This window comes from Aliiroseovarius crassostreae (genome assembly GCF_025137635.1).
Classification (GTDB): domain Bacteria; phylum Pseudomonadota; class Alphaproteobacteria; order Rhodobacterales; family Rhodobacteraceae; genus Aliiroseovarius; species Aliiroseovarius crassostreae.
On record NZ_CP080772.1, the window covers coordinates 119,312 to 135,253 of the forward strand.

General features: G+C 59.1%; 15 protein-coding genes. 4 read left to right on the plus strand and 11 right to left on the minus strand.

Annotated elements, in window-relative coordinates; all coding sequences use genetic code 11:
* Nucleotides 1–2: 2 nt before the first annotated feature.
* The 9 genes from pncA to K3J57_RS00530 form a co-directional block, all read right to left on the minus strand.
* Entirely contained in the window at nt 3–608 is a 606-nt protein-coding gene (gene pncA, locus K3J57_RS00490) for a bifunctional nicotinamidase/pyrazinamidase (protein ID WP_259796670.1), read from the minus strand.
* Between the two features lie 54 nt (nt 609–662).
* Complete coding sequence (locus K3J57_RS00495) at nt 663–1,601, minus strand: phosphotransferase enzyme family protein (RefSeq protein ID WP_259796672.1); 939 nt, start codon at nt 1,599–1,601, stop codon at nt 663–665.
* The gene (locus tag K3J57_RS00500) at nt 1,598–2,887 is read right to left on the minus strand and encodes an aspartate aminotransferase family protein (protein ID WP_259796674.1); all 1,290 of its coding nucleotides are present in this window, start codon (nt 2,885–2,887) and stop codon (nt 1,598–1,600) included. Before K3J57_RS00500 ends, K3J57_RS00495 begins: the two co-directional genes overlap by 4 nt.
* Nucleotides 2,888–3,307, minus strand: a complete 420-nt coding sequence (gene arfB, locus K3J57_RS00505; RefSeq protein ID WP_259785787.1) for an alternative ribosome rescue aminoacyl-tRNA hydrolase ArfB — start codon at nt 3,305–3,307, stop codon at nt 2,888–2,890.
* Between the two features lie 401 nt (nt 3,308–3,708).
* A complete protein-coding gene (locus tag K3J57_RS00510; protein ID WP_259776374.1) occupies nt 3,709–4,350 on the minus strand; it encodes a queuosine precursor transporter in 642 nt (213 codons plus the stop codon).
* A 155-nt stretch (nt 4,351–4,505) separates the two neighbouring features.
* On the minus strand, nt 4,506–5,372 hold the full coding sequence (locus tag K3J57_RS00515) for an esterase-like activity of phytase family protein (protein ID WP_259793310.1): 867 nt from the start codon (nt 5,370–5,372) through the stop codon (nt 4,506–4,508).
* Between the two features lie 8 nt (nt 5,373–5,380).
* A complete protein-coding gene (mepA, locus tag K3J57_RS00520) occupies nt 5,381–6,286 on the minus strand; it encodes a penicillin-insensitive murein endopeptidase (protein WP_375542816.1) in 906 nt (301 codons plus the stop codon).
* Nucleotides 6,270–7,601: an MFS transporter gene (locus tag K3J57_RS00525; RefSeq protein ID WP_259793312.1), complete on the minus strand. Its 1,332-nt coding sequence runs from the start codon at nt 7,599–7,601 to the stop codon at nt 6,270–6,272. Before K3J57_RS00525 ends, mepA begins: the two co-directional genes overlap by 17 nt.
* 88 nt (nt 7,602–7,689) lie before the next feature.
* The gene (locus K3J57_RS00530; RefSeq protein ID WP_259796676.1) at nt 7,690–8,265 is read right to left on the minus strand and encodes an acyl-CoA thioesterase; all 576 of its coding nucleotides are present in this window, start codon (nt 8,263–8,265) and stop codon (nt 7,690–7,692) included.
* A gap of 123 nt (nt 8,266–8,388) precedes the next feature.
* On the opposite strand from K3J57_RS00530, the gene K3J57_RS00535 reads away from it, so the two are divergent.
* The 3 genes from K3J57_RS00535 to yaaA all read left to right on the plus strand — a co-directional run bounded on the left by K3J57_RS00535 (nt 8,389) and on the right by yaaA (nt 11,560).
* The gene (locus K3J57_RS00535; RefSeq protein ID WP_173485973.1) at nt 8,389–8,676 is read left to right on the plus strand and encodes a YggT family protein; all 288 of its coding nucleotides are present in this window, start codon (nt 8,389–8,391) and stop codon (nt 8,674–8,676) included.
* A 77-nt stretch (nt 8,677–8,753) separates the two neighbouring features.
* On the plus strand, nt 8,754–10,796 hold the full coding sequence (gene recQ / locus K3J57_RS00540; protein ID WP_259793316.1) for a DNA helicase RecQ: 2,043 nt from the start codon (nt 8,754–8,756) through the stop codon (nt 10,794–10,796).
* Nucleotides 10,796–11,560, plus strand: coding sequence for a peroxide stress protein YaaA (gene yaaA, locus K3J57_RS00545; RefSeq protein ID WP_259793318.1), 765 nt, complete (start codon nt 10,796–10,798; stop codon nt 11,558–11,560). Before recQ ends, yaaA begins: the two co-directional genes overlap by 1 nt.
* 8 nt (nt 11,561–11,568) lie before the next feature.
* Here the strand turns inward: yaaA and K3J57_RS00550 are convergent, their stop codons facing one another.
* Nucleotides 11,569–14,019: an ATP-binding protein gene (locus K3J57_RS00550; protein WP_259793324.1), complete on the minus strand. Its 2,451-nt coding sequence runs from the start codon at nt 14,017–14,019 to the stop codon at nt 11,569–11,571.
* Nucleotides 14,020–14,225: 206 nt separating this feature from the next.
* Complete coding sequence (locus K3J57_RS00555) at nt 14,226–14,960, minus strand: DUF1013 domain-containing protein (RefSeq protein ID WP_173485969.1); 735 nt, start codon at nt 14,958–14,960, stop codon at nt 14,226–14,228.
* Between the two features lie 152 nt (nt 14,961–15,112).
* Between K3J57_RS00555 and K3J57_RS00560 the strand changes: the two genes are divergently transcribed.
* Nucleotides 15,113–15,754, plus strand: a complete 642-nt coding sequence (locus K3J57_RS00560; protein WP_259793326.1) for a ribonuclease T2 family protein — start codon at nt 15,113–15,115, stop codon at nt 15,752–15,754.
* The last annotated feature ends 188 nt before the right edge of the window (nt 15,755–15,942 follow it).

Consider the following 15,942-nt stretch of genomic DNA (forward strand, 5'->3'; position numbering starts at 1 on the left):
GGTTAGCGCAGCGTTACCCCCGCTGCCTGTATCTGATCGCGGGCAGCCTTCAGGGAGCCTTCAAGGTCGATCGCGCGACAAAGGGCCGTGTCTACCGTGACATCAAAGCCGAGGTTCGCCCCGTCAATCGCGGAATAGGCCACGCAGAAATCGGTGGCCAGCCCAACCATCAGGATCTTCTCCACCCCCCGCGTGCGCAGATACCCCTCAAGCCCGGTGGGTGTGGTCCGGTCGTTTTCGAAAAAGGCGGAATAGCTGTCGATCTCGGGGCGGAACCCTTTTCGGATCACCATGTCAGCGGGGTCGGTCAGAAGCGCGGGATGAAAGGCTGCCCCTTCGCTGCCCTGCACGCAGTGATCAGGCCAGAGCACTTGTGGGCCATAGGGCATGTCGATGGTGTCAAACGGGGATTTGCCATCATGCGAGGACGCAAACGAGCTGTGCCCCGCCGGGTGCCAATCCTGTGTGAAGACCCTGACCGGGAATTCCTCAAGCAGCGCATTGATCGGTGCGACGATCTCGTCCCCGCCGGTCACGGCGAGCGCGCCTCCGGGGCAGAAATCATTTTGCAGGTCAATGACCAAAAGGGCGGTGTCGGCAGTCTGCATCTTGTTGCTCCGGGTGGTGCGTTTGGTCAAATTCTTGCAACTGGCGCCCGGAGGTCAAGCCAGAAACCGCCGGGCGGCTGCGACTGCGCGCTCCGTATACCCAATCAGCGCTGGGTCGCTCAGCTCATACCGCGGCACGGCCCAGCCCATCGAGGCAAAGCGGCGCAACATGATGAACATGGGCAAAAGCTCTTCGGCTTCTGCGGAAAAGTCGCGCAATTCGCGGTAGCCGGCGATGGCGGCATCGCGGATCTGGTCGGCGGCGGGTTCGTCTTCGTTCTGGCTCATCATCACGGCGAGTTCGTAAAGCCGGAAGCCAAAGCCCGCATCGTCAAAGTCGATCAGCATCAGCTCACCATCCTTGATGAAAACGTTTTCGCGCAGGGCATCTGCATGGATCAGGCCGAAATCGGCGCCGTTTTCCAGATAGGCCTGCGCGCGGTCCCAGGCCACGGCACGCGCGCGGTTGACCAGGTGACGATCGCTTTTGGACAGGGCGGGGCTTTCCCAGAAACGTCCCCAGAACGGGGCCTCCCCCAGCAGCCCATCCAGATCCCAGCGGTGGCGGGTAAATCCATCGGGCAGGGTCAGCGTGTCGGTGATATTATGCAGCCGGGCCAGTTCGCGGCCCAGCTTATGGTAAAGCGCGACCTGCTCGTTGATGGGCATGTCAAACGGCACCCCCCCGTCGCCGATGGGCCGCCCGTCCACCCAGGTCACCATTGTTGCCAGGCGCCCGGTCGAGAGGGCAATCACAGCCTGTTCATCCCGGGTGGATATCGGGGCGGGCACCTCCATCCCTGCCTGCGACAGTGCGCCCATCCAGTCGAGTTCGGAGCGGATCGCAGTGGCGGACATATATCCGGGCCGATGCAGGCGCAGGGCGGCGCGATCTTTGCCAACCCGCACCTCGTGCACCGCGTTTTCGCGATCTTTGATCAGTCGCACATGCTGTGCACCCCAGGCTTTCAGCGCCTCTTTGAGCTCGCTCATACGGGCATCTCCTTCAGCGCGGCGGACAAAGTGTCGACCAAAAGATCGGCCTGGTTGCGGTCAAAACACATCGGTGGGCGGATCTTGATTGCGTGATACTCGCGCCCCATCGAATGCAGGATCACGCCGCGATTTCGCATCTCTTCCATCAGCTGGTTGGTGAATTCCACGGCAGGGGTGAGGGCGGTATCTGTGACGAACTCCACCCCAAGAAACATCCCGGAGCCGCGCACGTCTGCGATATAGGGATGGTCAATCTGGCGCAGCAGATCCAGCGTGTACCCGCCGGTGTCGCGGGCGTTTTCGACAAGGTTTTCCTCTTCCAGGACATCCAGCACGGCCATTGCTGCGGCGGCCGAGACCGGGTTGCCGCCGAAGGTGTTGAAATAGCCAAAAGCGTTGCGGAATTCTGCCAGGATTTCGGGCTTTGCCACGACCCCGGCTACCGGATGCCCATTGCCCATCGGCTTGCCCATCGTCACGATATCCGGCACCAGTCCAATACGTTCATGCCCCCAGAAGTCATGGCCAGTGCGACCAAAACCAGGCTGCACCTCGTCTGCAATAATCACCCCGCCCGCACGTTTCACCACAGCGACAGTTGGGTCAAGGAAGCCCTTGGGCAGGGTCGGGCAGCCTTCATTGGCAAAAAACGGGTCGAGGATCAGGGCAGAAAAACCATGACCGGTGGCTTCAAGCTCGTCGATGGCTTTCTGGACACCATCGGCAAAGGTCTGAGCGTGGGTGTCGTGTGACCCGCCAAGCGGCCGAAGATTGTCCGGGGCAGGCACGCGTTTCACCCAGTCCACATGGCCACCGATGGGTGTTTTCTTGGCGGATAGATGCGACACCAGATCCGTGTTGCCGTGATAGGTGTTGTCGGTGCCGATAATGCCGGTCTTGCCCGTCACCGCGCGGGCCATGCGCAGGGCGATGTCATTGGCCTCGGAACCGGTGCATACCATGATCATGGCGCTCAGATCATGGCGCAATGTGGCGGTCAGCCGGTCTGCGTAGTCAAGGATACCTTCGTGGAGATAACGGGTGTGTGTGTTCAGGGTGAGTGCCTGTTTGGCAATCGCCTCGACCACTTTCGGGTGCGCATGACCTACATGCGGCACGTTGTTGTAACAATCGAGCAGGCGGTTGCCATCGGCGTCCCAGACCCAGGCCCCTTCACCGCGTACCAGGTGCACAGGATTGTCGTAGAACGTGGTCATATTGGGGCCGAGCCTTTGTTCACGGCGGGCCAGAATTCTGGCGGTGGGGCTGGGAGTGTCGGACATCTATTCCTCCTGAACGCGGCCCCGGAGAGCCTTGACCTGCCCGCGCCTGTTCTTGGCGTCGAGGCGACGTTTCTTTGATCCTAATGTTGGGCGGGTGGCGATGCGGCGTTTCGGGGCAACGAGGGCCTTGCGGATCATCTCGGCCAGCCGTTCGGCGGCAATTTCACGGTTGCGCGCCTGTGATCTTGTATCTTCAACCCGAAGGATCAACGCGCCGTCCTGGGTCCATTTTCGCCCTGCGATACGCTTCAGTCGCGTTTTGACCGCGGGGGTCAGGGCAGGGCTGCGTGCGGCTTCGAACCTGAGTTCAACGGCTGTCGAGACCTTGTTGACATTCTGCCCACCGGGTCCTGAGGAGCGGGTGAAGCTCTCGGTCAGTTCCCAATCTTGCAGGGTTATTGTGTCAGTCACGCGGATCATGAGGGCACCCTAGCGGATTGGATCCAAAATGGAAGAGGCGACTTGATTGACCAGGGAAATGAGGGCTTTCGAAGAAAACTAGAAAACTAGAAAACTAGAAAACTAGAAAACTAGAAAACTAGTTTTGTCAGGAAATGATGGCAGGGGATGCCCAAAAGAAAAGGGCCGTCCGCCTGTGGGACGACCCTTCGAGATTTTGGAGGTGGGGCCGGTTAGCCGGGCCTCAATCTGAAAACTGCCCGCCAACTTTGGCCCACGTGACCTTCCGAGGCTGCTCGGAAGGCGCGTGACCTAAACTGTCCCGGCACCTCGCTCCTTTGCATCTCTCGACATGGACACCTCCTTTCTCAATGTTAGCGATAATAGGATGGTGCCACATATTTGGTATTTGTCAAAACTTTTTACGCAACACTTGGTGAAAGTTTCGTGACAATGACCCGGAATGGGATCAACGCAACGAGAGCAAGAGTCAATTTTACAAGCCAGTCGGCAACGGCAAGTGAGACCCAAAGCGGCATTTTCGGGCCAAACGTCAGGAAGGGGGCAGGGTCCCAGGCCCAGTTGATGGCGGCATCGGCATCGGCACCAAAAAAGGTGATCGAGGCCGAAAATGCGATGGTGAAAAACAACACAGTATCAACTACCGATCCCACAAGGGTCGACGCCAGTGGCGCGCGCCACCATTTGCCGTCGCGCAGGCTGTTGAATACGGCAACGTCCAGCAGCTGGGCGGTCAGGAAACCGGCGCCCGATGCCACTGCAACACGCAGCGGGACCGCGGCATATTCAAACCCCTCGCCCTGCAACATGATCTGACTGCCGATCAGCGAACAGATGACGCCAACCACAAAGCCAGCGAACACAACTTTTCGTGCCGGCCCCGCGCCATAGACACGGTTCATCACGTCGGTCACCAGGAAGGCAAGCGGGTAGGTGAAGGCCCCCCAGGTGAGCAGCCCGTCAAGCAGGAGGAACTGAACAAGGATATTCGAGGCCACCACAACAGCGGCCATGGCGATTACGCCAGGTAGGATTCTGGTCATGTTTTTGATCCGTTTTATCAAGGTAGCGGCGACTCGGCCTCTGGGAAGGTGCCTCTTGCATTGCCCCAAAAGCGGGCTGGGCATACCGCTCGATTGTCAACAATTCAAGCCCCAATTTCCCAATGGCGAAGCCTTTACGTCAGGGCAGCGCATGATCATGGGGCGTTGGGCACCACGTATTCCACGATCTCGCTCACTTGGAAAAACTGGAAATTGTCATCCGAGATCATGGTGAGCCGAATCTGCTCCTGATCATCGCGCCACACGGCAATGCCTTCCAGATTGTCATGCACCCCCAGGCCAGAGCGTAACAGCTCCACCTCGTTCTGCGGTCCCGCAGGCCCCAGGTCAAACCGGCGCACCCGGCTGGTAAACCCAAGGATGCCGGCAAGGTGGCGTTCCAGCAGGTAGAGCCTGCCATCCGGACCGATATCGGCCCCCACCGGCAGATACGGACCGCGACGTGGGATGCTGAACCGTTTCAGCCAGTGGTCGGCACCAGGTCGCAGCTCGTAGATCGGAAAGTTTTCAGTATCTCCGCTGCGCTCGGGCAACATGAAAAGCGTGCCTTGCAGGTCCACCGCGATCGCCTCAAAGGAGGAATTGACCTGCATCTTGTCAAAATCGGGGTGTTTCGGAAGGTTGCGGGACGGTTGCCCCAGCGTGGCATATGTCTGCACCCGATGCTTGGCTTCGAAGCTGACATAATTCTGTCCGTCCTCGGCAATTGCCAGCCCTTCGCTGTCATTGAAAAAACGGGGGAGGGGATTGCCCTTGTCGGTCCGTAACCCTTCCGGGGCGGTCTGGCTTATGCCGGTGATCCGGCCGTTTTCATTGCGACTGATCTGTCCCTTGATGAAAAAGCCCCGGTCGGTGATTGCAGTGAAGCTGAGACCGTCTTTGCCGAGTTCCAACCCGGAGAACCCACCAAAATTTGGCCCCTCGCCACGCATGCGGAAGGACTGCAGATAAGATGCCTTGCCCGCTGTCTGCGCTTCTCCGAACGCGGTGAGCAGGATCAAGAAAGCCGCTATTGTGAAGACAAGACCGCGCCGCATTGTGCTGGAAGATCCGAAAGAGTGAGGGGACCACGCGGTTTGCGTGGTTTCGAAGGTTTAGGGGGCGGGGGAGGTGGATAAAGAATGTCCTGCACCCATTTTTCGGCATCCTTGCAGCCATCCCCCTTGGGAGGCGGGGCCTGATTTTCGCAGCCGCGCGCGCCCTTCGGGCATTTCAACCGCACGTGAAAATGATAGTGATGCCCCCACCAGGGCCGGATCTTGCGAAGCCACGCCCGGTTGCCTTTTTCATCTTTGCACATCTGCACCTTGGCGCCGGGGAAGACAAAGATCCGCGCCACGCGAGGGTCCTGGGCGGCGGCCTTGAGGATATTGTGGTGCTGGCGTGTCCAGCTGCCATTCACATAGGCCCCTTTGGCCCGCCGCATTGAGATCGAGGAGATTTTTTCGCGTTCGGCCACGCTCAGGTTCAGCCGGGTGGGGGGGAGCATCCAGATATCGGCATCCAGCCCGATCTGGTGGGAGCGGTGCCCCGATAGCATCGGCCCGCCACGTGGCTGGCTCATGTCACCAATGTAAAGCCCTTTCCAGCCCGTCTGGCGGGCGGCCTTTCGGGACAGGTCCTGAACAAAATCCACAAGCTCGGGGTGGCCCCAGTTTCGGTTGCGCGACAGGCGCATGGCCTGCCATGTCGGACCGGTCTGCGGCAATTGCACTGCGCCCGCCACACAGCCTTTGGCATAGGAGCCGTAAGAAGCCGCACGTTGGGCGGATCCTGCCTGGGCCTTGCCAAAAAGTTCTTTTGCAGGGCGCTCTGCCTGTACCGGGCTGCTGAGGGTGGCCAACAGGCCCAGAACAATCGCCGGCAGGGACAGGATGTGTTTGCTCATGATCAGGGCCTCATTCATGCTCGCCATCAGGTTTAACCCAGACCAGCAGGAAAAGTCCCAGCATGAACAGGGCGATCAGCGGGGTTACGCCGAGTTGCTGGCTGCCGGTGAGGGCGGTGACAACCCCGATTGAAAAGGGTGCAATGAAGCTGGTGGCCTTGCCTGCGAGTGCATAAAGGCCAAACGCTTCGGTCATGCGTTCGGGGTTGGCCTGACGCACCATCATGGTGCGGCTGGCTGATTGAAGGGCCCCTCCGGCCGCGCCGATCACCGCACCGATGATGTAAAAGGCGATATCAGGTGCTGCGCTGTTTGCCCCCACCACCATGCCGAACACCTGTTCGCGCGAGATGAAAACCACGCTGACGGCCACCGCCGTCAGGGCGAGGATACAGAACCGGATCACGGGTTTGGGGCCGAACCGGTGGTCTGCCTTACCGCCAAGCCAGGCAAATACCGCGCCGGTGATAATGGCCACGATGCCGAAAATGCCGACATTGACCACGCTCCATTCCAGAACACCCGCCGCATAGATACCGCCAAAAGTATACATGCCGTTCAGCGCATCGCGATAGAACATCGAGCTGCCGAGATAGGCAAACAGGCTTTGTGATTTGGGCAGTCTGCGCAGGGTTTGGCCAAGATCCAGTATGGCGTGTTTGATCATCTGCGGGTTGGGGTTGGTGTGTTTCGGGTCGCGCACCCACAGGAAAAACGGCACCATGAACAGGGCATACCAGATGGCGGTCAGCGGCCCGACAAAGCGGGTGCCTTCGCGTTGATCCGGGTCGAACCCCAGCAGCGGCTCGATCCCGATCAGCGTGCGCCCCTCGGGGTTTTCCGCAAACAGCGTCAGCATGATCACAAGCGACAGCAGTCCGCCTACATACCCGAATGCCCAGCCATTTCCGGAAATCCGCCCGATCTCTTCGCGCGTGCCAAGGTCGGGCAGCATCGAGTTGGTGAAGATCGTGGCGAACTCCATGCCAATGAGGCCAATGGCGAAACTGGCAAAAATCCAGGTCAGATTCTCCATGCCGGGGATCGCAAACCAGATGCCAGCCGCACCAATGACATACATGATCGAAAACAGCCAGATCCAGCGCAGCCGATTGCCGGATGTGTCGGCAATGGCACCCAGCACGGGGGCCAGCAATGCGATGCAGACACCGGCGAGGGCGACGGTGAACCCCCAGGTTGCCTGGGCTTCGGCACCGTCGCCGATCAGGGATTTCACGTATGGCCCGAAGACAAACGTCAGGATCAGCGTATTGTAGGGCTGGCTGGCCCAGTCGAACCAGAACCAGCCCCAGATACGCTTGCGCGCCGAAATCTCTGCCATGGTGTTGTCCCTGCTGTCCGGTGATATTGCTGTTTATGAAATGGATCAAACAGGGTTTGCAGGGACAGGGCAAGGTGGCCCGTGCGCTTTACGCCACGTTGGCGGCTGAATTTTCCGGCTGTGCTTTGTGTGTGGGCTGTTCCGGGGGCCATGGCCGCATTGCATCCGCGTGGATCCATGCCTGCACCCAGGAGGGCAGTTGCGGTGGCCTGTCCACATGACCCAACGCCTCGCGCACACGATCTGTCGAAACGATCCCGTTCCGATCGGTTACCGCAGAGCGATAGACAATCTGGTTGGCGCAGTCATCGCCCTTCCACATGCTTTGCTCCACATAGAAAAAGCGGTCATCCCACCCGACAAGGCGCGAGTGCATCTCGACCCGTTCAAACATCTTGATCCGTTTGCGATACCGCACGCTGGCCCCCGCCATGGTCAGCCCCCAGCGGTTTTTGAGCAAGACCCGTGTCAGCCCGGTGCGCCCGGCCAGAGGGATGCGGCCCAGATCATACAGGGTCAGCGTGCGTCCGTTGTTCAGCTCGCGCCACAGGTCCAGATCCCAGGGCCAGCAGCGGTGATGGCTCACATGGGTGCCCGTGACCGGCAGGGGGGAGGCATTGGCATTTTTCGCCAACTCTTTGATCATGCGCAGGAAGGGATACATGGGGAGCTCCGTTTTTGATCTCTTGCCCATCGTGCGAACGCCGCGTCAACCAGGACCGCGCGTCACCCTTGCCCTTTTGATCCCATGACCCTAGATGGGATGAAGACCAAGAAAGGAACACCCATGCTGGCCCTGATCCAAACGCTGCTGTTTGTCATTCAAATCGCCTGGTATATCGTGATCGCCCATGTGGTGATGTCCTGGCTGATCAATTTCCAGGTGCTCAACCTGCGCCAACAGCTGGTGGCCCAGATCTGGTACGGGCTGGAGCGACTGCTGGGACCGGTCTATGCCAAGATCCGCAGCTTTCTGCCGGCAACCGGTGGGCTCGATCTGTCCCCGCTGGTGGTGATCATCGGTCTTTACGCCGCGCAACGCCTCTTGGTGAATGCGGCGATGGGGATCTACTGAACAACGCCCTAACCCCCCTTGTTCTGAACGCCGGGGTATGAGACTCTGCCCGTCATAAGAAACGAGCAGCTGCCCATATGCCCCGTGATCTGGATCTTCTGAAATCCGTCTTCGGATTTGATGGCTTTCGGCCTGGTCAGGCCGAGATTGTGGACGCCGTGGTCGCGGGGGAAAATACACTCGCCATCATGCCTACGGGTGGCGGAAAATCCCTTTGTTTTCAACTTCCTGCCCTGGTGCGCGACGGGGTGACGGTGGTGATCTCACCCCTGATTGCCTTGATGCGCGACCAGGTGCGCGCGCTGCAGGCGGCGGGGGTTGAGGCCGGGGCGCTCACCTCTGGCAATACCGAGGAAGAAAATGACGCCGTGTTTGCGGCGCTGTCCGATGGGCGGCTGAAACTTCTTTACATGGCGCCGGAGCGGCTGGCCTCTGGCGGCACCGTGAACCTGCTGCGACGTGCGGGAACCACGCTGATTGCGGTGGATGAGGCCCATTGCGTCAGTCAGTGGGGGCATGATTTCCGCCCGGATTACCTGCGTATTGGTGAACTCAGGCGCACACTGGATGTCCCGCTTGCCGCGTTTACCGCAACCGCAGATCAGGAAACCCGTGACGAGATTGTGCAAAAGCTGTTTGACGGCGACCCGCCGCGCAGCTTCCTGCACGGGTTTGATCGCCCCAATATCCATCTTGCCTTTGCCGCGAAGGACAATCCGCGCAAGCAAATCCTTGATTTCGCCGATGCCCGCCGCGGGCGGTCCGGCATTGTCTATTCCGGCACACGTGCCCGCACCGAAACTCTGGCAGGGGCTTTGCGGGATGCGGGGCATAGTGCCATCCACTATCATGGTGGGATGGAGGCCGATGACCGGCGAGAGGTCGAACGTCGCTTCCAACAGGAAGACGGGCTGATCGTGGTTGCCACGATTGCGTTCGGAATGGGGATTGATAAACCGGATATTCGTTGGGTGGCACATTCCGATCTGCCCAAATCCATTGAGGCATATTACCAGGAAATCGGCCGGGCGGGCCGGGATGGGGCCCCCGCCGAAACCCTCACCCTTTTTGGGCCCGATGACATCCGCCTGCGTCGCAGCCAGATTGACGAGGGCCTGGCCTCGCCCGAACGCCGCGGGGCGGATCACGGGCGGCTCAATGCGCTTTTGGGGTTGGCCGAAGCCCATGGTTGCCGCCGCCAGCAATTGCTTGCCTACTTTGGGGAAACCTCCGAACCCTGTGGCAATTGTGACCTCTGTGAACGTCCACCCGAGCTGTTTGATGGCACGGTAGATGTGATGAAGGCGCTCTCTGCCGCGCTGCGCACTGACGAAAGCTACGGATCCGGGCATCTGATCGACATTCTACGCGGAAATGCCACTGAACGGGTGCGCGAACGGGGGCATGACAATCTGCCCACATTCGGCGTGGGGCGTGAACATGACAAACGGCTGTGGCAGGCCATTTTCCGACAGATGCTTGGGTTGGATCTGGTGCGTCCGGATCCGGCGCGCCATGGCGCGTTGCGTATCACGCCCAAGGCGCATCCGGTGCTGCGCGGGGAAGAGCAGGTCCACCTGCGCCGCGATATGCTCAAGCCGTCCCGTCGTCCGGCTGCAAAGATGATGGTGTCCGAAGAGGACGCGCCGCTTCTGTCTGCCCTGAAGGCCAAGCGCCGCGCTTTGGCCGAGGCCGCCCGCGTGCCGGCCTACGTGGTCTTCACCGACCGCACCTTGATTGAAATGGCTGAGAAACGTCCGGGAAATCTGGATGAGATGGCGCGCATTGGCGGGGTGGGGGCGAAGAAGCTTGAAACCTATGGGGATGCGTTCTTATCAGTCATTGCGGGGGATGCGCCCGAATTGCATCCGCAGCGTCGGAAACTTGCCGGCCGGAACGAGGCCGGGCTTTACGATCAGCTGGAAGAGGCCGCCGCCCGGTTGTTGCGGGGTGAAGATGGCTGCGGAAAATACATGACCCTGACACCGGGCACCCTGCGCCAGATTGCCGAGCGCAGACCCGGATCCCTTGCGGATCTTGCGCGGGTGCGGGGGATGAATGAGACCAAGGTGGAACGGTTCGGGCCGGTGTTTTTGGAAATTTTGATGGAGAATGCGTGATGCTGGTTGTGGTGTCCCCCGCGAAACGTCTGGATGAAACAGACCCCAAGGCTGAAGGTGGCAGTACGCCGCTCTATCTGGACCAGGCCAGCGAGCTTGCCCGCACGGCTGGCGCATTGACGACGCAGGACCTTGAAAAACTCATGCATATTTCCCCCAAACTTGGCGCGCTCAATGCGCAGCGATTTGCCGCTTTTGGTTCGGGTCAGGGGGAAAAACAGGCGCTGGAGATGTTCGCGGGTGACACCTATGCAGGGTTGGATGCACCCTCTCTGGGAGAGGATGCGCGCCGTTATGCGCAGGATCACCTGTGCATCCTGTCCGGCCTTTACGGACTTTTGCGCCCCGAAGACCTGATTGCGCCACACCGCCTGGAAATGGGATCTCGGTTGAAAAATGCGCGGGGCAAGAACCTGTATGAGTTCTGGGGAGACCGCATCGCCGAGGCGATCAATGCACGGGCCGAGCAAACCCGCTCCTCTGTCTTGGTGAATTGCGCCTCGGTGGAATATTTTTCAGCGGCGAACCGGGATATCCTGATCCCCCGGGTGATCACACCAAGCTTTTATGAAATGAAAAGTGGCACGCCGAAAATTGTGTCCTTCTATGCCAAGAAAGCACGCGGGGCGATGGCGCGATATGTGATGGAAAACCGGCTGACAGATCCCAAGGATCTTAAGGGGTTTGATCTGGGTGGCTATCAATATCACCCTGAAATGAGTGACGGTGACAGCCTGGCATTTCTGCGTGATGCCGAGGGTTGAGCTGGGGATTAATCCTCAAGAAGCGGTGGGCGGGCGTTGATGGGGCAATTGTCCCGGATCTCACCAATGATCAGTGGTTTCTTCAGAGGTTTGGTCAGGTGTTTGTCCAATCCGTGACGCAAGATCTCCTCGGCATCTCCCGCCATTGCGTGGGCGGTCAACGCGACGACGCGGGTATGCGGCAACCCTTGTTCGGCTTCGAGTTCGCGAATGCAGCGCGTGGCCTGTTTCCCGTCCATTTCCGGCATTGAAATGTCCATGAACACGAGGTCGGGCTGAAAGGATTGAAAAAGCTCCAGAGCTTCGCGGCCATTATTGGCAAATTTCAGATCAATATCGAGCGGCTTGACCAGTTTGGAAAATACCAACCGGTTGGTCCGGTTGTCTTCAGCCGCAAGCACCCGCATCTGGCGCAAGTCTTGGGCCGCCGCAGCGGGGGGCAGCGGGCAAGATTGTGAGGGGTCCTGTGAAGCGGTCTGGTCGTTCTGGATCGGAGAGGATGTTTGCTCGGGCTGTGGTTGGAGCCGTGGCAACGGTGCCTCTGGCAGGTGCTGCAGATCCATTTGTTCGGGCGGGCGGGGAAAATCGTTTTGAGCAGGCTGATCGTCGCCATGCCCGTCGGAGTGTTCGGTTTCGGTGACAGGGGCGGGAGAAGCCGGGTTCGCCTGTGGGGCGGTGATAAGCTCTGCCACGGCCTCAAGCGTGTCTTGCGCATTTGAGATGGCGGCAGACTCTGCGGAGACTGATTTGAAGTCGATTTCCTGAAGTGTCTGGAACAGCTCCTGACGCAGGATTGGCATCGACAGGGTGCGGTCAATTCTGCAGTTGGGGGGCATCGGGGCCGCCGCCTGATGGTTTTGACTGTTTACTTGAATGACACGGACATTTGCCGAAGAGAGGCCGTGCAGCATGGTGGGGGTTGCACGGGCAAGAATCTCTTCCTGAACAAAGAGAACGTGATGGCCGTTCAGTTCCGATGGGAGGGCGTCCGGGCTGGTGATCCGGTGAACCTCCAACCCCATCGCCTGCAGGCTTTTACACAGGGTTGTCTGGTGCAGTCCCGCATCCATCAACAATGTTGCCGTGGTCAAGCCCAGAGGAAGATTGGGGATTTCGACGTCCTGAACAACAGGAAGGGTCATGTGCAAGCCGAAACAGGACCCGCTGCCTTCCTCGCTTTCGACCCAGATTTCCCCATGCATCAGCTCGACAAGTTGCTTGGTGATTGCAAGCCCAAGGCCGGTGCCGTCAAATCGCCGGTTGCGCTCGTCTTCGACCTGATTGAACTCACCAAAGATATGGGATTGCATTTCGGCAGGAATGCCGATGCCACTGTCTTCGACGGTGATGTGAATTTTCTGTTTGGCGCCCCCATCGACCGGGACCCCCAGAACGCGGACCTGAACATGCCCTTCCGGGGTGAATTTTACCGCATTGCCAATCAGGTTGGTCAGGATCTGGCCAATGCGCACCGGGTCGCCCGTCAACAAGGTGGGGACAAATAGGTCAAAATCCACCGAGATTTCGAGGCCTTTCTCCTGCATGGAGGGCATGAGCAACGTAACCACATCGTGCAGCTTGGCTTCCAGATCGAAGGGTTCGGTTTTCAGAGCCAGCTTGGCGGCTTCGATCTTTGAGTAATCCAGCACGTCATTGATGATGGTCAGCAAGGCTTCGCCAGAATTCTTGATGGTCTGAACATAAAGCTGTTGCTCCTCGTCCAGCTCCCCTTCGGCCAGCAGCTCTGCAATGGCAACCACCCCGTTCATGGGGGTTCTGATTTCGTGGCTCATATTGGCCAGAAAGGCAGACTTGGCGCGGTTTGCAGCTTCGGCTTTGAAGCGCGCTTCTTTCAGTTTGGCTTCATATTGAATCGTGTCGGTGATGTTCAGTCCCAGAGAAACCGTATCCCCATCACCGGACCGGCGGTCGACCAGTTTGATATAGGTGCCGTCCCACAAGCGCAGTGTGTGCGGTTCAAGCTTGGGGGCGCGCCAGCGGGTCAGCATCATATCGCGCCAGGCCAGGGGACGCATGGTGCCGATATCAACGATGCCTTCATCCAGAACCGCGTGCAGGATCTCGACATAGGAAATGCCGGGGGCAATACATTCCAACCCGTCAAATGGTTTCAGATAGGCGGAATTTGCGGCAATCATGCATTCGTTCTGGTCAAAAACCGCAAAACCGTCTTCGATGGTTTCCAGACTGTCCCACAGACGCCGCTTGGCAATCACAATCTCTTCCGTCGCGCGTTCCAGATCAGCCTTGACCAACGAGTTTTCGGTGAGCGTTTCCTTCAGGTCCTCGCGCGTTTCGACAATCTCTTCAGACAGATTACGGGCATGAAGGGACAGCTTCCGGTTTGCATCGGACAGCTCGGCCTGTTTCTGGGCCAATAGCCTCTCAGCGGCCATTCTGGCGCGCCGTTCCTGTGCCAGGACATCATCAATCTTCATACCCGCATCTCCGCATTCTGCGTTCCTGTCTGTCTGGCAGAATGGGATGAAGAGGGTGAACAGGGGCTTAACGGAATGAAGAAAATCGTCTGCAAAATGCAATCAATTTTCAGAGGTGACTTTAGGGGGTGCAGTTTCAGACACAAATGAAAACCCCGGCGCCGGAGAGGCCGGGCCGGGGTTCGAAATGCGCTTGCGGGGGGGGATCAGCTGTCGTCTTCGTCCGCATCATCACCCGAAGGCAGATTGAAGAAGCTGTCTGCATCCAGAACTTCCTCTTTCTCTTCCTTGGGTTCATTGGACAGCGTGAATGTCTCCAGCCCTTCGATGGCCGACGGCATTTTCGGCTCTGCATCCATGGCAAGGCTCTGCTCGGTCGAAACCAGCTTGCGGCGCTCGTCATCAGACATTGCGTCTGCCGATTTCGATGCCTTTTGCACGGCGAGGTCCAGCTCAGACTGTTTACACAGGCCAAGCGCCACCGGGTCGATCGGTTCCATGTTCTGGATGTTCCAGTGGGTACGCTCGCGGATCGACTGGATGGTCGGCTTGGTGGTGCCCACCAGTTTGGCGATCTGACCGTCGCTGAGTTCCGGGTGGAACTTCACCAGCCACAGAATCGAGTTCGGGCGGTCCTGACGCTTTGACAGCGGGGTATAGCGCGGGCCGCGGCGTTTCTCTTCGCCCACGGCTGCGGCGTAGAATTTCAGCTTCAGCTTGTGCAGCGGGTTGGCCTCGGCCTTTTCGATCTCGGACGGGTCAAGCTGGTTGTTGGCAACCGGGTCAAAGCCTTTCACGCCGGTGGCCACATCGCCATCGGCAATGCCCTGAACTTCCAGTTCGTGCAGTCCGCAGAAGTCAGCAATCTGTTTGAAGCTGATGGTGGTGTTGTCCACCAGCCAGACGGCGGTGGCTTTTGCCATGATCGGTTTGTTCGACATTGGAACTCTCCTTTGAAAACACGTGGCCCGGATACGACTTTCCCGTGCCCTGGCTGGGCTGTCTGGTCTCACGGGGAGTTTTCCAGACCGGTTCTCGTTGTCGGGGAACTTGCGGTCTATATAAGGGAGAAAGGAAAAAGAGGGAAGAGCAAATGCGTAAGGCGGTTTTGGCGGGTGTGATCTGGGGGCTCTCAGTGCTGGGCCTTTGGGCAGATGGTGAGCCGTCCGGAGACTTCGATTATTACGTTCTGGCGTTAAGCTGGTCCCCAAACTGGTGTGCTGTCGAAGGGGATGCGCGGGGATCAGAGCAATGCGATCCGGCCCGTGACCTTGGGTGGGTCGTGCATGGTTTGTGGCCGCAATATGAAACCGGGTGGCCCAGCTATTGCCGGCACAGCTTTCGCACCCCGTCGCGCGGTATGACCCGTGCGCAGGCGGATATTTTCGGCGACGGAGGGGCCGCCTGGTATCAGTGGAAGAAACACGGCACCTGTGCTGGGCTGGAACCCTCAGACTACTACGACACCGTGCGCCGCGCTTATGAAGCGGTGGAGAGACCGGAAATCCTGCGTAAACTCGACAAACCGGTGCGGCTGCCTGCGAAAGTGATCGAGGACGCCTTTTTGCAGGCCAACCCGGAGTGGCAGGCCAATATGCTGACCATCACCTGCAAAGGCGATCGCATTCAGGAAGCGCGCCTGTGCCTGACCAAGGATCTTGAACCGCGGGAATGTGGTCGGGACGTGCGCCGGGATTGTTCGCAGACACGTGCGCTACTGGATCCGATCCGCTGATCTCGCGGGGGCTCCCGCGCCTTTCTTCCCGTAGGCCAGCAGGCTGGGGGATGGCTCCTGTGCCTCCGGCGGGGATAATTTTGCCCAGAAAATAGAGCGATGCGAGGGAAATCGCCGCTGCCGCCTTGGGGTCACCGCAGGGTTCACTTGCTTGTGTGCGGGCCGTGTGAGCCGGTCATGATACACTG